Genomic DNA, 22,593 nt, shown 5'->3' with positions numbered 1-22,593 from the left:
CAGCAAATTTCGAGAGACACTTGCACCTGTGCCTCGGCAAGCACATCTGAAGTGTGATGCCCAGATCCCCTGAACCAGCCGCCTATCGTCCCGCTACACCCATTGCGCAGCTCGCCGAATGGATTGCGGATCCGGTCGCTCCGGCAGATTTTCCCGAGACAAAACTACGTTACAGAAACGATCGCTGGGCTGCTGCCACCGGATTGGCGCACCTGTCTGACGAGGATTGGCTGCGACACTTTGGCCGGTTCGAACCGCTGCCTGAAAACCTGCCCCAGCCGCTGGCGATGCGTTATCACGGCCACCAGTTTCGCGTGTACAATCCCGAAATCGGGGACGGACGCGGCTTCCTTTACGCGCAGCTGCGCGGCGGCGATGACCGGCTGCTGGACCTCGGCACCAAGGGGTCGGGTCAGACGCCGTGGAGCCGCGACGGTGATGGCCGCCTGACGCTGAAGGGCGGAGTTCGCGAGATCCTGGCCACTGAAATGCTCGAAACATTGGGCGTCTATACCTCGAAAACCTTCAGCATCGTGGAGACCGGAGAACAGCTCCAGCGCGGCGACGAGCCTTCGCCGACGCGGTCTGCCGTGATGACCCGGCTCAGCCACGGACACATTCGCATCGGCACCTTCCAGCGCCTCCTCGCCCTTGAGGAAAAGGAGCAAATGGCAGAGTTGGTCAATTACTGCCTGAACCAGTTCCCCGGACCGCAGTCCCCGGAAGATGCTCCGGGCCGGGACGATCCGGCAGTCCGCCTCATGCACCAGGTCGTCGAGCGGATGGCTGACCTTGCTGCCAGCTGGATGGTCGCCGGTTTCGTCCACGGCGTGCTCAACACCGACAACATGAATGTGACGGGTGAAAGCTTCGACTATGGTCCGTGGCGCTTCCTGCCCGCATGGCAGCCAGATTTTACGGCCGCCTATTTTGACCATTCGGGCCTGTACGCATTCGGGCGACAACCCGAGGCGTTGCATTGGAACTGCGGACAATTCGCCATCGCGCTGCGTCTAATTACCGATGCCCCTCCCCTGATTGCGGCGATGGAGCGGTTCGGACCGCTCTACATGGAAGCGGCCGCACGGCGCTGGTGCTGGAGGTTGGGCGTGCAAAGCCGCGGAGCCGAAGCGGATGCAAGGCTGGTGGGGACGTGCGAAGCGATCATGAGCGCCACTGGCGAACAGCCCGATGCGTTCTTCTTCCGCCATCGTGGCGGGCGCAATGCTCAAGGCGAACTGGCGCAGGCTCTTGAGGGGTACGAACCCGTTGAGGATACACATGTTTACTGGTCCGGCGACGCCCCTCAAACGATGCTGATCGAGGAGGTCGAAAGCATCTGGTCGGCCATTGCCGACAAGGACGACTGGCAGCCCCTCGAACGCAAGGTTGCGGCCTTGCGCAGCATGGGCGAGGCACATGGTGAAGCGCCTCGTCCCGCGGGACATTCGATTGTATAAGTACACCCGGCGGGTTTGACGTGCTCGCGCCGGTGTCACATAGGCCCGGTAAGAACCTTAAAATGCGCAAGAAAGGCAAAATGTGTCGCAGGATGATATGATCTCCACCGAACCGGCTACCGGCAAGGAACTGTGGCGCGGCGCACCGGGCAATGTCGAACAGGCGATGGAAATCGCGGTCGCGGCGAAAACCGACTGGGCGCGCCAGCCTGTCGGACAGCGCGTGGAACTAATGCGCCGCTTTGCCAATGAAGTGCGCAAGGAACTGGACGCCTTCGCCGAATTGATCGCGCGCGAAACCGGGAAACCGTTTTGGGAAGCCAAGACCGAAGTCGAAGCCGTTATCGGCAAGGTAGAGATCTCGGTCACCGCATTTGCGGAGCGTACCGGTCAAAAGAAGCTCAACAGCGCGCTACAGGGAACGGCGGCACTGCGGCACAAGCCCCACGGCGTCATGGCGGTGCTCGGACCGTATAATTTCCCGGCTCACCTGCCCAACGGCCACATTGTACCTGCCTTGATTGCCGGCAATGTCGTTATCTTCAAGCCGAGCGAAAAAACGCCTGCGGTCGGCGAATTCCTGGTCAAATGCTTTCATCAGGCCGGCATTTCCGCAGGCGTTGTGCAATGTCTTCAGGGTGGCCCTGACACTGGTAAGGCACTGGTCGAACACGAGATGGTCGACGGCGTGCTGTTCACAGGTTCGGCGCGCGGCGGCATCGCGATCAACCGCAAGCTAGCCAGCAATCCGTCCAAGATCGTCGCGCTGGAAATGGGCGGCAATAATCCGATCGTCATCCTCGACACGCCAAAGATCGAAGATGCGGCGGCGACGATTATCCAGTCCGCTTTCACCACAGCAGGGCAGCGCTGCACCGCAGCCCGCAGGTTGGTGGTGGTCGACAGCATGTACGACCAGATCGTCCCGGCCGTGAAGCAGCTTGCGGAAAAGCTGATCGTGGGCGAACCATTCGCCGATCCGCAGCCCTTCATGGGCACGGTGATCGATAACCAGACCGCCGACCTCCTCTCCGAAAGCTTCGTCGCGCTCATCAGCCGTGGCGGCAAGCCGATCATGCACATGAAGCGGCCCGACGAGAACTTGCCCTTTCTCTCGCCGGCCATCATCGATTCCACGGACATGAAGGACCGGCCCGATATCGAGCTGTTCGGACCGCTTTTGCAGGTTATCCGCGTGCCGGATTTCGACGCGGCAATCGCAGAGGCCAACAATACCCGATACGGACTTGCGGCAAGCCTAGTTGGCGGCATGCCCGAAGACTTCGAGCGTTTCTGGTTCGAAGCGCGTGCCGGTATCCTCAACTGGAACCGCCCCACCAACGGTGCGTCATCAGCCGCACCGTTCGGCGGCATCGGCCTGTCCGGCAACCATCGTCCCGCAGCCTATTATGCAGCAGATTATTGCGCTTATCCGGTGGCCAGCACCGAGATGGAGCAGCCGCGCGCCAGCATCGGCATTGGGCTTAAGGAAGGCTGAGGCGCGAAGCTAGCGCCCCACGGTCTCAGCGCTTGCTGGTGACGAGGTCGATTTCGGTCACATTGCCGGGCAATTCGCGGGCATAAATCACCATCGCGCTGTTGCCCTTGATGCTTGAAAGCACGCTTTCGCCGCCCTTCATCACGTGTTCCACCGTGTAGCCCGCATCGTCTGCGCGAGTAGCATAGAAGGCAAGCACATCGCTTTTCGGCACGCCGGTGCGGAAGGTAATCGCGCGGACCGAGCACGCGCCTTGGTCATTGCCGGCAGCTTCCAAGGTATTGCCGCGCGGATAAACGGGGAATTCTGAAGGCAGCTTGGCTGCCCATGCCGAGGAATAGCTCACCGCTTCGAAGCAATTGCCGCCGTTACCCGATTGCATGATTCGCGCTGCCTGGACCATGGCCGGGGTATCGGGCGCGTCGTCCGCGAGGCGGCGCGGGCTCGGCACGGCGTCCATGTTAGCGCTGCCGCCGACCAGTTCGGATGCGCGCGCACGCGCAGCTTCGATGGCGCGGGTCGAGGTATCGATTTCCGGCACGTTCTGGTTGCCAGTGCCAGACAGGGCGGCACCCGCTTCATTGCTGCCTGCAAGATCGGGGTCGGTGGCAAGATTGTCGTTCAGCGCGGCTTCGCTGGCCGCGTTCATATCGCCATCGGCTTCGCTGTCGGAATCGTTACTGCCGCAGGCTGCAAGCAGGGCGATCGGGGCGGCATAGGCGATAAGGCGCAATTTCATCTCGGCATCTCCGGCACGTATTTCAGCGTATAATGCCCTGCCCTCCCAAGAAAAGCCACATCCCGCGGCAACCTGCGCCATTGCGGGACAATCGGCATTGCCACGAAAAAGGGCGCCGCCCGTCTCTCTTGTAGAGAGATCGGACGACGCCCATCACGACCCGGAAGGTCGCGCCTTCAGCCGCGGGTGGGCACGGCCTCTAGCTGGTTAAAAATTACCCGCAGCGAGTATTCGAGCGGTCGATCGAGCGGCCGAGCAGAGCGCCTGCGGCCCCGCCAAGCAATGCGCCAAGCGTGCGGTCGCCCCTGCCGGCAACTTCATGGCCAATCAGTGCACCTACGCCCGCGCCAACCAGGAGACCGGTCGTGCCGTTGTCACGCTGGCAATAATAGCGTCCGTCACGGCCGCGCCAAACGCGGGTCTCACGGTAAACCGGCTCGCCATAATTGCGGTCATACTGCATGTAATAGGGACGAGCTTCGCGGTAGCGGCGATCCCGGTAATCATCGCGATATCCGCGATCGCCCCGATATTCGTAATGTTCGCGGTGGCCGCGCTTCCAATGCTTGCGCTTGTGCTTCTTGCCATGCTCGAAGGTCATGTCAGCAACCACCGATGTGGACGCAGTTTGCGCCTGGGGTGCGGCATGAGAAGGCACAGCCGCGGCTGCCGGAACAGCGAGAGTAAGGCCGGTAGCTGCCAGAGCCAGCGATGCAGTTTTCAGAAGCGTTGCCATAGTTTAATTCCTTGGTCGTATTTCGACTCGGTGAGATTGATGTGTTCAGGTTTAGGGCTTACTACCTGAACGGAATGCAACGGCGCGGTCAGGTTTAGCCAGTTTCGACAAGCCGAGTGATTTGGCGCGACGAATTGATGCTTGCCGCATCAAACCGAGGCCAGTACGCGCTGTTCGTTCATGGCGACGACAGAAACCGAACCCGGCTCATCGGGCTTGCTCCCTGCACTGGGCGCCTATGTGATCTGGGGCTTGATGCCGCTCTACCTGATCCTCGTACGCGAGGTTCCGGCGTTCGAATTTGTCGGCTGGCGGATACTATGGACGCTGCCGCTGTGCCTCTTGATCGTGGCCATTCGCAAGCAAATGCCCCAACTTCGCGCCGCTTTCGCAACGCCAAAGGTCATGCTGTTGCTGCTGGTCAGCGCGACACTGATCGCAGTGAACTGGGTGGTCTATGTCTGGGCGATCCAACAGGGCAATGTCTATGCGGCCAGCCTGGGATATTACATCAACCCGCTAATCAATGTGCTGCTGGGGACGCTTTTGCTGCGCGAAAAGCTGAGCAAGGCGCAGTGGGTAGCGGTTGCCTTGGCCGGGCTGGGGGTTTCCCTATTGGCCGCAGGCGCACTCACAACGCTCTGGATCAGCCTGACACTTGCGCTGAGCTTTGGCACCTACGGAATAATCCGCAAGCAGGTCGATGTAGGCGCCCTGCCCGGACTGACGATCGAATCCATCCTGCTTACCGTGCCGGCTGCTGCGGTGGTCTGGTACTATGCTGGGCTGCCGGAAGGTTCCTCGTTCGGATCTTCGGTCGGGCTAAGCACTGCAATCATGCTGGGCGGCGCGCTGACCGCGTTTCCGCTGCTGCTGTTCGCAATCGCGGCGCGCAAGCTGCCTTATTCGATCCTCGGCTTCATCCAGTTCCTTGCCCCGAGCATTGTCTTCATCCTGGGCCTCACCGTGTTTGGCGAGGAACTCCTGTGGGCGCAGGCGGCATGTTTCGCCTGCATCTGGATAGCCGCGGCAATCTTCGTCTGGGACCTCTGGTCGCGCTCTAGGGCACCAGCCGCCAGTTGAGTGTCTCACCGGCGTGGAAGGGCACGATCTCTGCCGCGCCGCCGTTGACGTGGGCCGGAACATTCACCGGCGCTTTTTCCAGCGTTACTGACCCTTCGTTTACGGGCAAGCCATAAAACGCTGGCCCATTGAGGCTGGCGAACGCTTCGAAGTGGTCCAGCGCATCCTCTTCGTCGAACACGGTGATGTAGCTTTCGAGCGCGAAGGGTGCGTTGAAAATACCCGCGCAGCCGCAATCGGATTCCTTGTCATGGCGGTGGTGCGGTGCACTGTCCGTTCCGAGGAAATACTTGGCCGAACCGGACGTCGCCGCTTTGCGCAGGGCCAATCTGTGTTCTTCGCGCTTGGCCACGGGCAGGCAGAACATATGCGGCCTGATACCGCCGACAAGGATGGCATTGCGATTAATGTGCAGGTGCTGCGGCGTGATCGTGGCGGCAATATTGGGACCTGCTGCGTCCACGAATTCGACGGCCTGCCTGGTAGTGATATGTTCGAATATGACCTTGAGCGCGGGGAGCCGGTCAACCAGCGGGACAAGGACCTGCTCGATGAACACCGCTTCTCGGTCGAAGATGTCGATATCGGCATGGGTTACCTCGCCGTGTACGCACAGCGGCATGCCAATCTCTCCCATCCGCTCCAGCACTCCGGCGATGTTCGCCACATCGGTGACGCCATGCGCGGAATTGGTCGTCGCGCCTGCCGGATAAAGCTTCGCTGCCGTCAGCACCCCATCTGCAAAGCCGGCCGCCAGATCGTCTGCGTCGGTTTCGTCGGTAAGATAGGCGGTCATCAGCGGTGTGAAATCGACACCTTGCGGCACCGCAGCCGTAATGCGGTCCCGGTACCCTGCCGCCAGCGCAGCAGTGGTCACTGGCGGCGAAAGGTTCGGCATCACGATAGCGCGTGCAAACTGGCGCGCAGTATACGGCACGACAGCGCGCATGGTCTCGCCATCGCGAAAGTGGAGATGCCAGTCATCGGGGCGGCGGATCGTGAGTGTCTGTGTCATGGCTGCGCTTCCCTTAGCTCCGGTCGCCCTGCTCCGCCAGCCATGTGCGCGCATCAGCCTCGCCCTGTTCCCAGGTCCGCGTGACCTTGCTCGCATCCGAGAAATCGATCTTGTCTGCTGCCACTTCGCGCGATGGCTGGACGTATGCTAGGCGCGTGTCCTGCGGCAGATTGTCATAGCGGCTGGTCAGCAGCACGAATGTCCGGCCTTGATCCGGCTCCGGCAATGGCGCCTTGTCGAGCATGCCGCCGTCCAGAACCCGGTCCCCTTGCCAGCAAGGCACATTGAACACCGGCGGTATCGTGGCCGCCGCGCAGATCAGGTCGATAAGCTGGCCATCGCGTGCTGCTTGCCGCGCATCCACGCACAAACGCTGCAATCCCCACTTTTTAGGCCATGCAAGGTGGGGGCTGGACCGCACGGCCTGATCGAGTTTGTAGAGCACACCGTAGAGAAACGCCGACGTTCCCGGCGTAAGATGCGGCGGCGGGCAGGACAGGAAAATCTGATAGTCGGGCCCTTGCGCGATTTGCTCGATCGCCGCCTTGTCCAAAGTCGTTTCCACAACCGCGCGGTATATTTCCTGGTGCGGGGTGAAATTGCTTCTCCCGGCGGCATAGTTTGCGTCGTTGATGCGAAACGCCTCGCTCATCAACATCAGCAGGTCGCGTTCGCGCCTGCCAATCCATGCCGCGGCGCTGAGGGCACCACCAGAGACGCCGCTGATACGCTGTGGCGAGAGCGCCAACGTATCGCCCGCCTCGCTCAGAAATCCGCCGTGCCAGAAGCAGCGAATGCCACCGCCCGAAAACACCAGCTGGTCGAAGTCAAAATCCATGCCATTGCCTATGGCTTGCAGGTGCCTATCTGTCACCCATGACTGCAACCCGACTGTTCGACCGCGCCGTGATCCGCCTCAGCCCGCATGACGGAAGTGAGGATGTGGCCGCATTCCTTCAGGGGCTCCTGACCAACGACGTCAAAGGTGCGCTGCCAGTTTATGCGGCATTGCTCACTCCGCAAGGCAAGACGCTGTTCGACATGTTCGTCTGGCCTGCCGGCGATGGGCAGATCCTGCTCGATTGCGAAGCCGGTCTTGCAGGTGAACTTGTTAAACGCCTCTCGCTTTACCGTCTGCGCCGCAAGATCGACATTGCAGTTGATCCCGGTCTCGCGGTGCACTGGCAGGAGCAACCTGGAACCGGCGGCGCTGTCGATCCTCGTCTGGCCTCTCTCGGCCAGCGCTGGATTGCACCGGTCTCGAATGACGATCAGCCAGCGGACGATGCGTACCGGGCTCACCGCTTATCGCTCGGAGTGCCTGAAGGCCGGAGCGAATTGGGAGACGTATTGTGGCTCGAGACCAACGCGGTCGAACTCGGCGGCGTCGCTTTCGACAAGGGCTGTTACATCGGACAGGAAAACACGGCGCGCATGAACTGGCGGCAGAAAGTCAACCGCCGGCTGGTTGTCGTGCCGCTGGACCGGTCAGAAGAGAAACGCCGGAAGACAAGTTATCCGGAGCTTGGATTGGCCATCGATCACCTGCGCATTGCCGATATCGATGCCGATGTGGCGCCGCAGTGGATGCGCGGTTCGCTCAGTCCGGCTGAGTGACGAGATCAAGCGAGCGGACCAGCATCCGCTCCGCCCGGTCACGCGCGGCTGTCGGCGGCAAGCCCAGTGAGCGCGAGAGCGCATTGCCGATCAACGCATCGCCCATCGCCATGAGTACAAGCGCCAGCGTCTCCTCGTGGACTTGGGCGGCATTTCCCTCATGCGTGGCTTCTTCAGGAGCGATTTCGTCCACCAGTTTGTGAATGGCTTCGACAATCGGAGTGAGTGCATCCTCGTTTCCGGTCAGGATCATCCAGCTGGCGAGCGCGCCTGCGCCTTCCTTGTCGAAGGCATCGAAAGCCAGGTCCACGACTTCGCGCGGGCTGCCGAGTCCGGCGCGGCTGGCACGAACGGCGTCCGCGATCGTCGAGCAGACCGTCTCTGCCAGATGCCCGGCAAGCGCCTTTTGCAATCCGGCGGCAGATCCGAAGTGGTGCAGCAAATTGGCATGGGTGCGGCCGATCCGTCCTGAGACGGCTTTCAAGGTGACTGACTGCGGCCCTGTTTCGATCAGCAACCCACGCGCAGCCTCCAAGGCTGCAAGGCGGGATTCTTGGGGCGAAAGTCGTTTTCTGGTTGCCATTGCAGCATGTCGGTAAACCATTGCGACCCGGAGGGGAAGCGGCTGACAGGCCTTATTGACATCTATGTCAGTAGTGGCTACTTACACTGATGTAAGTTAATAATGGAGCAGGACATGAACGCCCCCGTCCCGATCGATACCATTACCGCCAGAACAGCGCCTACTCCGGAAGGTCTGACGATTACCGTTCGTGACGAACGTTTCAATCGCGGCACCAACCCTCGCCGCTGGTGGGCGGGTGAACCCTTCGGCACCGCTTGGCACAATGCCCTTTCGGCAACTTTCCCGCGCGGTGAAGCTTTCTTCATCGAAGCCGTGAAGGCGCACCGGGAAGGGGCGGATCCCAAGCTCGAAGCTGAAATCCGTGCTTTCGTGAAGCAGGAAATCAACCACACTCGCGAGCATATCGCCTTCAACCGCCTGGCCGAAAATGCCGGATACGACATCAAGGCGATCGACAAGCGCGTTGCGGAGATGCTGGAACTCACCAAGGGCCGTCCGGCAATTGCGAACCTCGCCGTCACGATGGCGCTGGAACACTACACTGCCATGATGGCTGCGGAGTTCCTTGCGAATCCTAACCATTTCAAGGATGCCGACCCGGAAGTTCGCGACATGTGGCGCTGGCACGCGGCCGAAGAAATCGAACACAAGGGCGTTGCCTACGACACCTGGAACCATGCGACTAAGGATTGGACTGCATGGCGCCGCTGGAAAGTGCGTTCGCTCGTCATGCTGACCGTGACCGCGCGTTTCTTCAAAAACCGCTGGGTCGACTCGCTCAATTTGCTCGAGCAGGACGGCATCACCGGCTTCAAGGCGAAATGGGGCCTGTTCAAATATCTCATCGTCTCGCCAGGGGTTGTGCGCCGCATATTCCCCGCTTGGCTGAGCTATTTCAAGCCCGGCTTCCATCCGTGGGACCACGACGACCGCGAATTGATCGGTCTCTACGAAGGCGAGTTCAAGGACGCGCTCATGCCCGCCGAATAAGCTGGCGCATTAAACAGAAAAGGCCCCGCAGCAATGCGGGGCCTTTCTCGTTTCAGGCTGCTTGAAGCGAGCCGGCTGGATCGTCCGCAAGCTCAAGCTGATACATGACGCAATCAACTTCCTCGCCCCGCCCGCAGCTATGTCTGGGAGCCGTCTGGCCTGTCGGCCTGAAGCCAAGCTTCCGCAGAACTTTGCCCGAAGCCGGATTGTCCACGAAGTGGCCAGCCTGAACTCGGTCATGGCCGAGCAGTCTGGCGATCTGCAGGATTCCTCGGGCAGCTTCGGTGGCAAAGCCCTGGCCCCAGAACGGGCGGGCAATCCAGTAACCGAGATCTACGCCGCCATCGGTGGCATCGAGGCCGATACAACCGATGAGGTCCGAGCCCTTGGCACCTGGTTTGGTGATGAGGAATACCGGAAACCGCTGGTCTTGCTTGCGCATGACGAAATCACGGGCGTGCTCGGGGAGATATGGCCACGGCGCTCGGGCAAGATTGCGGACAACACCCTTGTCGGCGATTCCACCAAACAGTGCGTCTGCATCTTCGGGCCATGCGGGCCGCAGCAGCAGCCTCTCGGTAATATGGAACATCGGTATTCTCCCCGTCAGGTCCACGCTCCGGGCTCCTAGGCCGGACACGTGACAGTTGCATGATGACGAAAGGTCTTTTCGTCAGTCGGTTTGCGAAGAGGGAGAAACGACAAGAGGGAGACGGGTCGGCCCCATCTCCCTCTTCGTCTGCCAGATCGTTAGCCTGGCTGGGACCGTTCCGTTTGGACGATCCCGTTATCGGATAGTCCGGTTATTCGGCGGCTTCCGCCATTTGGTCGACCGATACGTATTTGCGGCCGAGCTTGCCCGAGTGGAATCGGACAGTGCCGTCGGTAAGCGCGAACAGCGTGTGGTCCTTGCCCATGCCGACGTTGACAGCCGGATAGAACTTGGTGCCGCGCTGACGCACGATAATGTTGCCGGCGATCACGTTCTCGCTGCCGAACTTCTTTACACCGAGGCGACGGCCAGCTGAATCGCGACCGTTACGCGACGAACCGCCTGCTTTTTTATGTGCCATGGTTCGGTTTCCTTACTTCTTGGATTCGGTCTTTTTGGCGGCGGCCTTCTTGGGCGCTGCCTTCTTGGCCGGAGCAGCCTTGGTAGCAGCAGCCTTCACAGGTGCAGCCTTCTTGGCCTTGGGCGCAGCCTTCTCTTCAGAAGTGTCCTTCGTCGGAGCGGCCTTCTTCGTTTCAGCCTTGGGAGCAGCTTCCTTCTTGGGAGCAGCCTTCTTCTCAGCCTTCGAATCGCCAACCGCAGTAATACGGAGCAGCGTCATCATCTGACGGTGACCGTTCTTGCGGCGATAGTTGTGACGGCGACGCTTTTTGAAAACGATGACCTTTTCGCTCTTCGCCTGGGCGATGATCTCTGCCGAAACAGTGACCTTGCCGGCATCCGAAAGCTTGTCGCCTTCGCCTGCGAGCAGGACATCGCCCAGCGTGATGGTATCGCCGGCTTCGCCAGCCAGTTTCTCAACCGCGATCTTGTCTCCGGCGGCAACCCGGTACTGCTTGCCGCCCGTGCGCACTACTGCGAACATCGTCGTTATCTCTCGTTCAAATTGCTGTGCCGCGTCCTTGCGAATCTACGGCGCGCCCGTCGACCAACCCAAGGGAAGGCCCGGAAAGAAGCGTGCCGTTAGGCGAATCACGCCACCAAGTCAACGATGACTGGTGGCATTTTTTGCCTTTCCCGCTGGCACGCAGGCATGTGCGTGCTATGTGAGCGCCATGCCGAGATTTGCAAGCCTTTGCCTTCCCCTCACCCTTGTTCTTGGTGCCTGCGCCGGGACCACCAGCGATTACCCCTCTCTCGCAATCAGGGATGTGGAGCGGGTTGAAGGCAGCTTCGCGGCACCGACGCGCGAGACAATCGACGTCCCGCCGGTTGATATCGACATGACCGCTCCGCTCGGAGAGACGCTCGACCGGCTCGTCGGTGAAGCACGGTCGGGGAATGAAATTTTCCTGGAAGTGGCCCCTCGGGCGCAGCGCTTGGTAGGTGCCGCAGCAAATAGCGATACCGAAAGCCGGGCGTGGGCCTCTGCGCAAGTCGCCCTGTCCGAGCTGGAATCGGCACGCAGCGTCAGCGCGGTGCCGCTGGCCGATATCGATATCCTTTACACGGCCGCCCGCGCTGCAGCGCAGGATGCAAGCCAGATCGAAACAACACGCGACGAAATCGTTTCAATCATTGCGGCACAAGACGAAACGCTCGCACAGCTGCGCGGGCGTATCCGGTAAACATTTTCAGGGAAACGCGGGAGGCCTCTCGATCGAGCCCTTCCCGCGCCCCTCTCCTATCGCACCACAGATGCGATGGTAACTGCAACGATTCCCCAGCAGAACACCACGACCGGCAGGATCAGGACCTGGATCGCCGCGTCCCTGGCTGGAAGCCGGCCTGTCAGCGTGGAAATCCCCTGAGAGCGAAGCTTGCCATATGTCATGGGCTTCGACTTCGTAGCAGGTGCCAGCCTGGTCCAGATCGCCGGAACACCGAAGCCGGCGAGCACCAGTAGCGTGAAGATCACCATGGGAATGATCAAGCCGGCGCTTGGCAAGCCAGTCGCCATGATTGCAAAAAAGCCAAGGTAAAGCGCAACGGTCATCCCGTAGATCGCTTTGGGCAATTCGAACGTGCGATCGACTTCGTGATGCTTGACCGGGGAGTCGACGATGCGGGCCTGCTCGGTGATCAGTTCGCGGCTGAAGTGCTTAACCATTCTGGATCTCCTTTGTTGGAGACTTGATGGCCCTCGGTCAGCGGCATTTCCTTGATCGAGATCAAATGCCTTGGATTATTTCCATCTTTCCAGATCGCGGTAGTCGTCGCTGCGCGGTTCGATCCAGTGCCAGCCGTCTTCACGGCGCTCCCGTTTCCAGAACCAGGCTGCAGATTTCAGGTGGTCCATCGCGCAGTCGGCGGCATCGAAAGCGGCGCGTCTGTGCGGTGCGGCAGCTGCGACCAGCACGATTGGCTGGCCCGGCGTCATGACGCCGACGCGGTGCCACATCAGGAGTCCGTCCAGAACGAACCGCTCGGCGATGGTCTCGGCCAGAGCTTGCATCCCGGCAAGAGTCAGCGGTTCGTAGTGGCTGAGTTCGAGCGCCTCCACGCCCCCGTCAGGGCGAACTTTGCCGATAAAGGAGGTCGATGCCCCCGCTTGGGAATAGGCAGCATCGAAAGCGGCCAGTCCTTCGCCGATCGACATGCCCTTTTCCAGCAGCCGCACATCCAGGGGCCGTGAGATTGTGAGCCTAGCCACCGCTTACCGGCGGCAGCAAGGCCACCTCGTCTCCGTCTTTCGCCATAAGAGACTGCTTGTCCTGCAGGACAAGGCCAGCGCAGGCGACATTCACGCGCTCTTCGCGCAATTGTTCGGCTACCCGTGGCCCCACAGCCGCCAGCAAGCCGTGCCAGTCGAGCGGACCGTCTACCTCGAGCATCGTCTTTCCCGCGATGTCGCGCAGCGGACCCAGGAAGAGAATACCGACCGCCATCAATCAGCCTTTAGATAATGTCCGGTGACCCCCGGCGCCCTCGCCAGGTATTCAACCACCGAGTCGAGAGCTTTCCCTTCGCCCGCCACCAGGTTCACGCGCAACGGGGTGTGTTTTCGTGCCAGCATGGCGGCTGCCGCGCTGCGCCACTCGTCATGCGTGTGATCGGCTGTCGGCAAAGTAACGACGGCGTGCTGGCCGCTGACAAGCGCGCGTTCGATCGGATCGAGCCAGTTCTGGTGAAACAGTCCCGCCGCGGCGAGTGGTTCGTCCGGAAGCCCTTCGACCGTGATGCACTTCATTCGCGCCGTTCCCGGTGGAGAGTGATGCCGATCTTCTCGCCTGCCTCGGCGATGGCCAGTTTCACGATCTTGACCGTAACCGCCTCGACCCGCTTGTCCTGCAGGAACAGGGTTTCGCAAACGTGGTCCGCTACCGCCTCGATAAGCTTGAAGTGCACGCCCTCTGGCAGCGCGCCGGAGGCTGCGAACTTGAGGTCCATGTAGTTCTTGGAATCCTCAAGCGAAGTATCTGCATCGTAATGGGGGAGCGGTTTCATCCTTACCTTGATCGTGAAGCGCAATGGCTGCGGCTTGCCTGTCTCCTCGGAATATATCCCGGTGAGCACGTCGTGTTCGAAGTCTGCAACTTCGAGAATCAGCGAATCGTCCATTGCTCTCCCTAACCCGGATTGGACCAGCGCGCGAAGATCGCGGTGGGCAGGTGCCGTCCGTTTTCGCCGGTCTCGCGCACTGCGAGGTCGCCGTGTTCAATGGTGCCCGGAAGCCCGCTGAATACTTCTTCGAGCAATCCGCCAAGTGCCAGGCTGCTCATGCGCACAGCATAGACTGTCAGAAACATGAAGCGGCTGTTCTCGTCGAGAAGCTCGCGGCAGTCCTGAATGAGTTCGGGCAGGCTCTGCTCGAGACGCCAGGTTTCGTTTTTCGGTCCGCGCCCGAATTTGGGCGGGTCGAGGATGATACCGTCATAGCGGTTTTCGCGGCGGACTTCGCGGGCGGCGAACTTGCTCGCATCGTCGACCAGCCAGCGTATCGGGCGATCGCCGACGCTGGAAAGGGCAGCATTCTCGCGTGCCTGGGCTACAGATTTCTTGCTCGCATCGACATGGGTCACGGGCCCATAGCGGCTCAGGGCCTGCGTCCCGACACCGGTGTAGCCAAACAGGTTGAGTGTTTCGGCATCAGTGCGGCCGTCCAGTTTCTCGCCCATCCAGTCCCAGACCGGAGCCATGTCGGGGAAAAACCCAAGGTGGCGAAAAGGTGTGCAGTGCGCAGTGAAGCGCACTTCGTCACCCCAACCCAGTTGCCAGCCATCGCGCGGGACCTCGCGGAAATATTGCCAGCGCCCGCCGCCGTCCTCATCACTGCCGGGTACGAACTCGGCATGAGCATCCCATTCCTCCATCCGCGGCGTCCACATGGCCTGTGGTTCAGGGCGGATGAAGCGGTAGTCGCCATAGGCTTCGAACTTTCGCCCATGTCCGCTGTCGAGCAGGCGGTAGGATTCCCACCCGTCGCCAATCATGAGCATGGGATCGCGGATCAACTCAGCCATCAGCTTGCTTGCTCCAGGATATGCCGGCGGACCGCTTCATAGGTTCCGGGTAGTTCGACGTAGCTCTCCTCTCGCGCAAACAGGTCGCCGACCCGGGCAGGAAGCGGCGGGCGGAGGCCCGTGGCTCTTTCGACCGCGTCAGGGAATTTGGCAGGGTGCGCAGTGGCGAGTGTGACGACCGGGATATCCGCCGCGATACCGGCGCGTCGCGCAGCATGCAGTCCGATGGCAGTATGCGGATCGAGCAATTCGCCGCATTGTTCGAATGCCCAACGCATGGTCTGAGCCATTTCATCCGCATCGGTTCTGGCACTGGCAAACAGCGCGGATGAGCCTTCGCGCTGCGCATTGGTCAGGCGCATGGCCTTTGCTGCATCGAAGCCGCGCATCTGCTCGGCCATGGCCGAGCCGTCGCGTCCCCCCACATCGAACAGCAAGCGTTCAAAATTGGAGCTGACCTGTATGTCCATGCTGGGCGCGGCGGTCGGGGTTACCGTGCCGGTCGAATAATCGCCCTGGCTCAGCGCGCGGTGCAGGATATCGTTGATATTGGTGGCAACCAGCAGCTTTTCGATTGGCAGGCCCATGCGCGCCGCCACGTGACCTGCGAAGACATCGCCGAAATTGCCGGTCGGCACGCTGAAAGCCACTTTGCGTTCCGGTCCGCCGAGCTGGAGAGCCGAGGTGAAGTAATACACCACCTGCGCCATCAGCCGCGCCCAGTTGATTGAATTGACCGCGCCGATCCGGTGCTTCGCCGTTACACCTTCGTCAGCAAAGATGCGTTTCACCATCGCCTGCGCATCATCGAAGCTGCCATCGATCGCGATGTTGTGCACGTTGGGCGCGCGCACCGTGGTCATCTGGCGGCGCTGAACGTCGCTCACCCGCCCTTTGGGATGGAGCATGAATATCTCGACATTATCGAGACCCGCCACGGCATCGATTGCTGCGCTGCCGGTATCGCCGCTGGTGGCGCCCACAATGGTCAGGCTACCCTGTTCCCGCGAGAGGAACTCCTCGAACAGCAAGCCCAGCATCTGCAACGCCACGTCCTTGAAGGCGAGCGTTGGGCCGTGAAAAAGCTCCAGCAGCCATTGTTGCTCGTCGAGCTGGACGAGCGGTGTCACTGCCGTATGCGCGAAGCGGCCGTAAGCCTTGTCCGTCAATTCGCGCAGTCTGTCCGGCGTCAGGCCATCGCCGACGAATGGCTCCATGACGCGCGCCGCGACTTCCGCGTAAGGCAGGCCGCGCATTGCAGCGATTTCATCGGCCGAGAATTGCGGCCATGCTTCAGGTACGTAGAGGCCGCCATCATTTGCGAGGCCGGCCAGCGTGACGCCGGCAAAGTCGAGCGCCGGAGCGCTGCCGCGGGTGGAGACATATTTCATTGCGCGAAAGCGGTTAGACGCGGCGATGCTGCCAAGCAAGCAAGCGGGTCTTTATTCGTCCTTAGCCCGAGTGCCCGGTCGGCGCAGTGCAAGCAAGTATATCACCAGGGCCGTAAGGGCGAAAAAGAACCACTGCCCAGCATAGGCAAGGTGGTTGTTCGGCAAGTTGCGCGGATCAGGTGCCGCGAGAGGCTCAAGACCAGCCAGACCGGTGGTTGCGACAATTCGGCCGCCCGGTGCGATCACACCGCTGACTTCGCCGCCAGCCCATTCGACTGGTGCGGGATCGCGGGACCATCCGATATCGACGGTAAGCGGCTCGGCATCGGGGCGTTGGCACGATACCCTCTGAGCCACGCCCTTCTCGCCGCGGGCGCTTGTCCCGGCGACGGTTGTCCACCCGCTGGCGCTCTCACAGGTGACACTGGTCCTGCGGTAGATAACGTCGTCAATCGACGCGGGATCGGAAGGGTATTCGACCTCAGCAGACATTTTCAGGGCCTGCTCGGCCCGGACGATAAGCGCTTCCTTCTCGTCCATCCGGCCAAGCTGCCAGAAGCCCAATGCGATCATGACCGCAATCGCCGCGCCCACGATTATCGACGGAATGACGGGAATGCTTTTCACGGGTCTATTCTTCCTGCCTCACCGGCCTGGTTCTGGTATTCACTGGCAAGCAAACCAGCCTTGGTTACGCGCAGCATCCCGATAACCAGCACCAGCGTCAGCGGGATCCAGAGGACAGCGTGTACCCATAGTGGCGGCTCGACCGATAGTTGAAGCCAGATCGCCAGCGCCACGGTGATCGTGCCCACTGCGAGCGTTACCAGCGCGGCTGGTCCGTCACCCACATTGAACCGCGAGAAGTCGAGGCTGCAAACGCGGCACCGATCTGCGAACGCCAGCATTCCTGCGAACATCGTTTTCGATCCGCACTTGGGACACAAACCGAAAAGGGCAGCCTGGCCAATGCCCGGCTGCCCCTTTTCATGTTCCGGCGAACCGGACGGCATCAGTGGAATTCGGCGCCCCATCCGCCCCAGACGTAGACGACGGCGAAGAGGAACAACCACACCACATCGACGAAGTGCCAGTACCATGCAGCCGCTTCGAAACCGAAGTGCTGGCGCGGGGTAAAGTGGCCCTTGTAGGTGCGGACAAGGCAGACGATCAGGAAGATCGTACCGACCAGAACGTGGAAGCCGTGGAACCCGGTCGCCATATAGAAGGCCGAGCTGTAGGTGTTGCCGCCAAATGCGAACGGCGCAACGCCGTACTCATAGGCCTGGATGCAGGTGAACACCGCGCCAAGCAGGATCGTAAGCCACAGGCCCTTCTTCAGCCCCTCACGATCGCCATGGATCAGCGAATGGTGCGCCCACGTAACCGTGGTACCCGAACACAGCAGGATCATGGTGTTGAGCAGCGGAAGGCTGAAGGGGTTGATAACTTCTTCGATGGCTGCAGGCGGCCAGACGCCGCCGACCACCTCGGAGATTTCCGAGGGGAACAGCGAAAAGTCGAACCAGCTCCAGAACCAGCCAACGAAAAACATGACTTCCGAAGCGATGAACAGGATCATGCCGTAACGCATGTGCAGCTGGACAACTGGTGTATGGTCACCCCGCTGGGCTTCCTTCACGATGTTGCTGAACCACGCGAAGAACGTGGCGATCAGACCGGCAATGCCGAGGCCAAGCACAAGGTGCGCGCTCGACATATCGTGCATGAACAGCACCATGCCGCTGGTGAAAGTAAGCGCCGACAACGAGCCGATGAACGGCCAGATATCGGGTTCGAGAATGTGATATTCGTGATTGACGTTGCCAGCCATTTTACTCGCGTCCTGTATTCGCGTTGCGCGCTGCCCTTAAAGCGCCTCGGCGCGCGGGTCTAGGGTCTACTCCCCAGAATCTATAGCGCGGTGGAAAGTGTACGAGAGGGTGATCTGTTCGACACCCTCCATATTGGGATCGTCCAGCGCCTTGGGATCGACGAAGTACAGCACGGGCATGCGCACTTCCTGCCCGGCCTGCAGCGTCTGTTCCGTAAAGCAGAAACACTGGATCTTGTTGAAATAGGCACCCGCCTGAACCGGGGTAACATTGAATGTCGCCGTTCCGGTCACCGGCTCCGTACCGTTATTCTTCGCGACATAAATCGCCATGTCGCGCTGTCCGATCGTGACCGTGTCGGTCAACTGTTCGGGGCGGAAGGTCCAGCCAAGGCCCGGCGCTACCGAACCGTCGAAGCGGATGGAAATTTGCTTGCCGCCGGCTGCCTGGCCCATGCGCTCGGCAAGGCTGGCTTCGCTTTCAGTGGCGCGCTGGGTGGTTCCGCCAAAACCCGTGACCTGGCAGAACAATTCATACAGCGGCACCGCCGCATAACCGAGACCGAGCATCGCGCAAGCGCCAAGCAGGGCCAGCATCGCGGTGCGGGTCTTGCGTTGTTCGAGCGTGGCAGCAGTCATTTACGTCCTCACATCCTAGCGATTGTGATCATGTAGAAAAGCACGGCGAGGAAGAGAAGGATACCGCCTAGCACAAGGTTGCGGCTTTTCTGGCGGCGCTTAAATTCGGCTTCTTCCTCGGGGGTCATGCGAATGCTCCGTATTGGGCGGCGAACCGGTCGGCGACCAGCGCGGCAAAAAGGGCGAAGAGGTAAAGGATGCTAAAACCGAACAGGCGTTTTTCGGGCAGCATCTTGTCGCCTTCCACAGGTTCGCGAAACGCGACCGGGAAAGACAGTAGCAGGAAAGCAAGCGACAAGACGATGGCTGCAATCCCGTAAACCGGTCCGGTCCCGCCGATGAGCCACGGAGCAACCGCGACCGGCACCAAGATGACCGAATAGGCCAGTATCTGGCGGCGGGTGGATTTGGCACCTTTGACCACGGGCATCATGGGGATGCCCACCTTGGCGTAATCGCTCTGCACGAACAGGGCGAGCGCCCAGAAATGCGGCGGTGTCCAGGTGAAGATAATCGCAAACAGCAGAACCGGCATCAGGGTGATGTCGCCTGTCACTGCGACCCAACCGATCAACGGGGGAAACGCGCCTGCGCCGCCGCCGATCACGATATTCTGGGGCGTGCGGGGTTTGAGCCAGATCGTGTAGATCACGGCGTAATAGAAAATCGAGAACGCCAGGATCGCTGCGGAAAGCCAGTTCACGGCCAGCCCCATGATCATCACAGAAGCTGCCGAAATCAGGATGCCGAAATCACGCGCATCGGTACGCTGCATCTTGCCGGTCGGCAGCGGACGCTGCGCGGTACGCTTCATCCCTGCATCGAGATCCGCTTCCCACCACTGATTGAGCGCTGCGGCCCCGCCCGCGCCCAGTGCAATGCACAGGATCGCGGTAAAGCCGATTACGGGATTGATGCTCCCCGGCGCGGCGAGCAAGCCGCACAGGCCGGTGAAGATCACGAGGCTCATCACGCGCGGCTTGGTGAGCGCGTAAAAATCGCGCCAATCCGCTGGGAGCTGGGTGGGAACAGCCTGGGTCATGGGAATCGATTGCGCATATAGGGTGAAACGACCTTCCGATAAAGGGCTCAGAGGCGCCCTAGCCAATCCAATAGCAAGCGATTGACTTCCTCGGGCCTTTCCTGCTGCGTCCAATGGCCGACACCTTCGAGGATATGCCCCTCAACCTTGGGTGCGAACATGCGCATCATGGCGATCGGATCAGTCACTGCACCGAACAGGTAGGTGGCAGGATCACGCGTCCCGCCGATGAACAGGGCGGGCTGTTCGATCCGCTTTCCCTGCCACGCCTTGAGCCATTCAAAATCCCGTTCGTGATTGCGATACCGGTTAAGCGGTCCGCGAAAACCGGATTGGCGGAATTCGCCCTCGTAATAATCCATGTCGGCTTCGGTCAGCCACGGAACCGGCTGCGGGTCGGGCAATCCCTCGAGGAAGGTTGCGCCATATTCCTTGTCCCAATAAGCGCCGGCAGGAACGTCGCCGCTGATCGAATACATCATGCGGTGTACCCAATCGCGCGGGTCCGCCTCCGCTTCCGCTTCAGCGACGCCTTCGGCTTGGAAATATTCCTGGTAAAAGTATTTGCCCTGTGACGTGAAATGTTCGCGGAACACTTCGGAAAAGGGGCGCGCGGGCACACCCGCAAACGGGACGGACAGGCCAGCCACCGCGCGGAAATGTTCGGGATGGGTGAGCGCGCTGTTCCATACGATAGGAGCGCCCCAATCGTGCCCGACAAGGATCGCTGGCCGGTCAGGCTGGAGCGCCATCCTCAGGCCGACCAGGTCACCGACGATCCGTTCCATCGAATACGCTTCGACCGGATCCGGTTTGCCTGAGCCGCCATAGCCGCGCACATCGATTGCGCAGGCGGTGAAACCGGCATCCGCAACCGGTCCGATCTGGTGGCGCCAACTGTACCAGCTCTCGGGAAAGCCGTGGACCATGATTACCAGCGGTCCCTCGCCCTCGACAGCGCACCGCAGGGTCAGTTCACCGACATCGATATTCTGCATTGCGGGCATCGCTGGAATCCTTTCACGCAAAACAAAGCGGCCGATCCCTCATGGGACCGGCCGCTTGTTATTGTCCAGTATCAGACGATCAAGCTTCTGCGGGCTTCGCACCGCGCGGCGTGTGATCGTGATAGTCGTGATGTTCTTCGATCACGGGAAGTTCGCTGAACTGGTGGAACGGCGGCGGGCTGGACAGCGTCCATTCGAGCGTTGTCGCGCCTTCGCCCCAATAGTTCGCTTCAGCCTTCTTGCCGGCAACGAATGCGTAGAAGATGTTCACAAAGAACACGAGCATCGAAGCAGCCATGATCATGTAACCGAACGTACTGATCTCGTTCCAGTAGGTGTATGCTTCCGCGTAGTCCGGATAGCGACGCGGCATACCCTGCCAGCCCAAGAAGTGCTGCGGGAAGAAGATCACGTTCACGCCGATGAAGAAGCCCCAGAAGTGCAGGTGCGCGAGGAATTCGCTGTGCATGCGGCCGCTCATCTTGGGGAACCAGTAATAGAACCCGGCGAAGAGCGAGAACACGGCACCCATCGAAAGCACGTAGTGGAAGTGGGCAACCACGAAGTAGGTGTCGTGCACCACATCGTCCACGCCGCCATTGGCGAGGTACACGCCGGTGACGCCGCCGACGGTGAACAGGAAGATGAAGCCGAGCGCCCAGACCATCGGGGATTTGAACTCGATAGAGCCGCCCCACATCGTGGCAATCCAGCTGAAGATCTTAACGCCGGTCGGCACTGCGATGACCATCGTCGCCGCGGTGAAGTACATCTTCGTGTTAACGTCGAGACCGACGGTGTACATGTGGTGCGCCCACACGACGAAGCCGACGACACCGATCGCAACCATGGCATAGGCCATACCGAGATAGCCGAAGACCGGCTTGCGGCTGAAGGTTGCCACGATCTGCGAGACCATGCCGAAGCCCGGCAGGATCATGATGTACACTTCGGGGTGACCGAAGAACCAGAACAGGTGCTGGTAAAGGACGGGATCGCCGCCGCCTGCCGGGTCGAAGAAGGTCGTGCCGAAGTTACGGTCGGTAATCAGCATGGTGATCGCGGCCGCGAGTACCGGCAGGGCCAGCAGCAGCAGGAATGCGGTTACAAGCACCGACCATACGAACAGCGGCATCTTGTGCAGGGTCATGCCCGGCGCACGCATGTTGAAGATGGTGGTGATGAAGTTGGTCGCACCCAAGATCGAGCCTGCGCCCGCGAGGTGGAGCGAGAAGATCGCGAAATCGACTGCCGGACCGGTCGAACCGGAAGTCGAAAGCGGTGCGTAAACTGTCCAGCCAACGCCTGCGCCCGGGCCAATACCGCCAGGTACGAACAGCGAGAACAACAGCGAGAAGAAGCCCGCCACCGTCAGCCAGAACGAGATGTTGTTCATGCGCGGGAACGCCATGTCAGGCGCACCGATCATCAACGGGACGAACCAGTTGCCGAAGCCGCCGATCATTGCCGGCATGACCATGAAGAACACCATGATCAGGCCGTGTGCGGTGATGAACACGTTCCACATATGGAGCGCGCTATCGATGTCCGACGTGCCGCCCATCAAATTGGCCCAGTACTGGAGGTACTGGATGCCAGGTTCGGCCAGCTCCATGCGCATGATGCCGGAAATGGCACCACCCACGATGCCCGCGATGATCGCGAAGATCAGGTAGAGTGTGCCGATGTCCTTGTGGTTAGTGGACATGAACCAGCGCGCGAAGAAGCCGGGCTTGTGGTCGGCATCATGTGCGTGGTCATCGGCGTGAGCCTGGAAGCTGTCGGCAGTAGTGGCCATCTTGCTATACTCTCGAATGCGTGTT

At 60.7% G+C, this 22,593-nt stretch carries 28 protein-coding genes; 6 read left to right on the top strand and 22 right to left on the bottom strand.

Translation table 11 applies throughout. The features are described 5' to 3' along the window. Positions 1-56 precede the first annotated feature (56 nt). Together K3166_RS03815 and astD are read left to right on the top strand one after the other, a co-directional pair. Complete coding sequence (locus K3166_RS03815) at positions 57-1,460, top strand: protein adenylyltransferase SelO family protein (RefSeq protein ID WP_221423367.1); 1,404 nt, start codon at positions 57-59, stop codon at positions 1,458-1,460. A gap of 82 nt (positions 1,461-1,542) precedes the next feature. After that, complete coding sequence (gene astD, locus K3166_RS03810; RefSeq protein ID WP_345719140.1) at positions 1,543-2,958, top strand: succinylglutamate-semialdehyde dehydrogenase; 1,416 nt, start codon at positions 1,543-1,545, stop codon at positions 2,956-2,958. A gap of 25 nt (positions 2,959-2,983) precedes the next feature. Here astD and K3166_RS03805 read toward each other — a convergent pair whose 3' ends face one another. Together K3166_RS03805 and K3166_RS03800 are read right to left on the bottom strand one after the other, a co-directional pair. Continuing rightward, on the bottom strand, positions 2,984-3,697 hold the full coding sequence (locus K3166_RS03805) for a hypothetical protein (protein WP_221423365.1): 714 nt from the start codon (positions 3,695-3,697) through the stop codon (positions 2,984-2,986). A gap of 214 nt (positions 3,698-3,911) precedes the next feature. Beyond that, positions 3,912-4,433, bottom strand: coding sequence for a glycine zipper 2TM domain-containing protein (locus tag K3166_RS03800; RefSeq protein ID WP_221423364.1), 522 nt, complete (start codon positions 4,431-4,433; stop codon positions 3,912-3,914). Between the two features lie 180 nt (positions 4,434-4,613). Here K3166_RS03800 and rarD point away from each other — a divergent pair, with 180 nt between their 5' ends. Beyond that, entirely contained in the window at positions 4,614-5,516 is a 903-nt protein-coding gene (gene rarD, locus K3166_RS03795; RefSeq protein ID WP_221423363.1) for an EamA family transporter RarD, read from the top strand. Here the strand turns inward: rarD and pyrC are convergent. Together pyrC and K3166_RS03785 are read right to left on the bottom strand one after the other, a co-directional pair. Then, on the bottom strand, positions 5,494-6,531 hold the full coding sequence (gene pyrC, locus K3166_RS03790) for a dihydroorotase (RefSeq protein WP_221423362.1): 1,038 nt from the start codon (positions 6,529-6,531) through the stop codon (positions 5,494-5,496). The genes rarD and pyrC overlap by 23 nt on opposite strands. A 13-nt stretch (positions 6,532-6,544) precedes the next feature. Further along, complete coding sequence (locus tag K3166_RS03785; RefSeq protein WP_221423361.1) at positions 6,545-7,369, bottom strand: patatin-like phospholipase family protein; 825 nt, start codon at positions 7,367-7,369, stop codon at positions 6,545-6,547. A 38-nt stretch (positions 7,370-7,407) separates the two neighbouring features. On the opposite strand from K3166_RS03785, the gene ygfZ reads away from it, so the two are divergent. Beyond that, the gene (gene ygfZ, locus K3166_RS03780; RefSeq protein ID WP_221423360.1) at positions 7,408-8,148 is read left to right on the top strand and encodes a CAF17-like 4Fe-4S cluster assembly/insertion protein YgfZ; all 741 of its coding nucleotides are present in this window, start codon (positions 7,408-7,410) and stop codon (positions 8,146-8,148) included. On the opposite strand, the gene K3166_RS03775 is transcribed toward ygfZ, so the two are convergent. Then, positions 8,132-8,731: a TetR/AcrR family transcriptional regulator gene (locus K3166_RS03775; protein WP_221423359.1), complete on the bottom strand. Its 600-nt coding sequence runs from the start codon at positions 8,729-8,731 to the stop codon at positions 8,132-8,134. The genes ygfZ and K3166_RS03775 overlap by 17 nt on opposite strands. Positions 8,732-8,845: 114 nt before the next feature. Between K3166_RS03775 and K3166_RS03770 the strand changes: the two genes are divergently transcribed. Then, positions 8,846-9,724 carry a metal-dependent hydrolase gene (locus tag K3166_RS03770; RefSeq protein WP_221423358.1) on the top strand — a complete coding sequence of 293 codons (879 nt, stop codon included), beginning with the start codon at positions 8,846-8,848 and terminating at the stop codon, positions 9,722-9,724. Positions 9,725-9,776: 52 nt separating this feature from the next. On the opposite strand, the gene K3166_RS03765 is transcribed toward K3166_RS03770, so the two are convergent. From K3166_RS03765 to rplU, 3 genes are all read right to left on the bottom strand, one after another. Beyond that, the gene (locus K3166_RS03765; RefSeq protein ID WP_221423357.1) at positions 9,777-10,316 is read right to left on the bottom strand and encodes a GNAT family N-acetyltransferase; all 540 of its coding nucleotides are present in this window, start codon (positions 10,314-10,316) and stop codon (positions 9,777-9,779) included. A 211-nt stretch (positions 10,317-10,527) separates the two neighbouring features. Next, the gene (rpmA, locus tag K3166_RS03760) at positions 10,528-10,797 is read right to left on the bottom strand and encodes a 50S ribosomal protein L27 (RefSeq protein ID WP_221423356.1); all 270 of its coding nucleotides are present in this window, start codon (positions 10,795-10,797) and stop codon (positions 10,528-10,530) included. 12 nt (positions 10,798-10,809) lie between these two features. After that, complete coding sequence (gene rplU / locus K3166_RS03755) at positions 10,810-11,319, bottom strand: 50S ribosomal protein L21 (protein WP_221423355.1); 510 nt, start codon at positions 11,317-11,319, stop codon at positions 10,810-10,812. 190 nt (positions 11,320-11,509) lie between these two features. Between rplU and K3166_RS03750 the strand changes: the two genes are divergently transcribed. Next, a complete protein-coding gene (locus K3166_RS03750; protein WP_221423354.1) occupies positions 11,510-12,022 on the top strand; it encodes a hypothetical protein in 513 nt (170 codons plus the stop codon). 56 nt (positions 12,023-12,078) lie between these two features. On the opposite strand, the gene K3166_RS03745 is transcribed toward K3166_RS03750, so the two are convergent. The 14 genes from K3166_RS03745 to ctaD form a co-directional block, all read right to left on the bottom strand. Next, positions 12,079-12,504 carry a hypothetical protein gene (locus K3166_RS03745; protein WP_221423353.1) on the bottom strand — a complete coding sequence of 142 codons (426 nt, stop codon included), beginning with the start codon at positions 12,502-12,504 and terminating at the stop codon, positions 12,079-12,081. Between the two features lie 75 nt (positions 12,505-12,579). Beyond that, on the bottom strand, positions 12,580-13,047 hold the full coding sequence (locus K3166_RS03740; protein ID WP_247714720.1) for a molybdenum cofactor biosynthesis protein MoaE: 468 nt from the start codon (positions 13,045-13,047) through the stop codon (positions 12,580-12,582). After that, a complete protein-coding gene (locus K3166_RS03735) occupies positions 13,040-13,282 on the bottom strand; it encodes a MoaD/ThiS family protein (RefSeq protein ID WP_221423352.1) in 243 nt (80 codons plus the stop codon). Before K3166_RS03735 ends, K3166_RS03740 begins: the two co-directional genes overlap by 8 nt. After that, entirely contained in the window at positions 13,282-13,584 is a 303-nt protein-coding gene (locus tag K3166_RS03730; protein ID WP_221423351.1) for a Rossmann fold domain-containing protein, read from the bottom strand. Before K3166_RS03730 ends, K3166_RS03735 begins: the two co-directional genes overlap by 1 nt. Beyond that, complete coding sequence (locus tag K3166_RS03725) at positions 13,581-13,955, bottom strand: dihydroneopterin aldolase (protein WP_221423350.1); 375 nt, start codon at positions 13,953-13,955, stop codon at positions 13,581-13,583. The genes K3166_RS03730 and K3166_RS03725 overlap by 4 nt, the downstream gene beginning before the upstream one ends. Before the next feature lie 8 nt (positions 13,956-13,963). Then, entirely contained in the window at positions 13,964-14,857 is an 894-nt protein-coding gene (locus tag K3166_RS03720) for an RsmD family RNA methyltransferase (protein WP_221423349.1), read from the bottom strand. Continuing rightward, the gene (gene thrC, locus K3166_RS03715; protein ID WP_221423348.1) at positions 14,857-16,248 is read right to left on the bottom strand and encodes a threonine synthase; all 1,392 of its coding nucleotides are present in this window, start codon (positions 16,246-16,248) and stop codon (positions 14,857-14,859) included. Before thrC ends, K3166_RS03720 begins: the two co-directional genes overlap by 1 nt. A gap of 51 nt (positions 16,249-16,299) precedes the next feature. After that, the gene (locus K3166_RS03710; RefSeq protein WP_247714719.1) at positions 16,300-16,875 is read right to left on the bottom strand and encodes an SURF1 family protein; all 576 of its coding nucleotides are present in this window, start codon (positions 16,873-16,875) and stop codon (positions 16,300-16,302) included. After that, positions 16,872-17,261 carry a DUF983 domain-containing protein gene (locus tag K3166_RS03705; protein ID WP_221423347.1) on the bottom strand — a complete coding sequence of 130 codons (390 nt, stop codon included), beginning with the start codon at positions 17,259-17,261 and terminating at the stop codon, positions 16,872-16,874. The genes K3166_RS03710 and K3166_RS03705 overlap by 4 nt, the downstream gene beginning before the upstream one ends. Beyond that, positions 17,261-18,082, bottom strand: a complete 822-nt coding sequence (locus tag K3166_RS03700) for a cytochrome c oxidase subunit 3 (RefSeq protein ID WP_221423346.1) — start codon at positions 18,080-18,082, stop codon at positions 17,261-17,263. Before K3166_RS03700 ends, K3166_RS03705 begins: the two co-directional genes overlap by 1 nt. Positions 18,083-18,148: 66 nt before the next feature. Further along, entirely contained in the window at positions 18,149-18,721 is a 573-nt protein-coding gene (locus tag K3166_RS03695) for a cytochrome c oxidase assembly protein (RefSeq protein WP_221423345.1), read from the bottom strand. Between the two features lie 124 nt (positions 18,722-18,845). Then, complete coding sequence (locus K3166_RS03690) at positions 18,846-19,763, bottom strand: heme o synthase (protein WP_221423344.1); 918 nt, start codon at positions 19,761-19,763, stop codon at positions 18,846-18,848. A 47-nt stretch (positions 19,764-19,810) separates the two neighbouring features. Continuing rightward, complete coding sequence (locus K3166_RS03685; RefSeq protein WP_247714718.1) at positions 19,811-20,770, bottom strand: alpha/beta fold hydrolase; 960 nt, start codon at positions 20,768-20,770, stop codon at positions 19,811-19,813. Between the two features lie 79 nt (positions 20,771-20,849). Continuing rightward, positions 20,850-22,568: a cytochrome c oxidase subunit I gene (gene ctaD, locus K3166_RS03680; protein ID WP_221423343.1), complete on the bottom strand. Its 1,719-nt coding sequence runs from the start codon at positions 22,566-22,568 to the stop codon at positions 20,850-20,852. Positions 22,569-22,593 lie beyond the last annotated feature (25 nt).

The sequence above is a fragment of the Qipengyuania psychrotolerans genome, from assembly GCF_019711355.1.
In the GTDB taxonomy this organism is placed as follows: domain Bacteria; phylum Pseudomonadota; class Alphaproteobacteria; order Sphingomonadales; family Sphingomonadaceae; genus Qipengyuania; species Qipengyuania psychrotolerans.
Note: the sequence above shows the minus strand (reverse complement) of the source record. Positions and strands in the feature narration are given on the sequence as shown.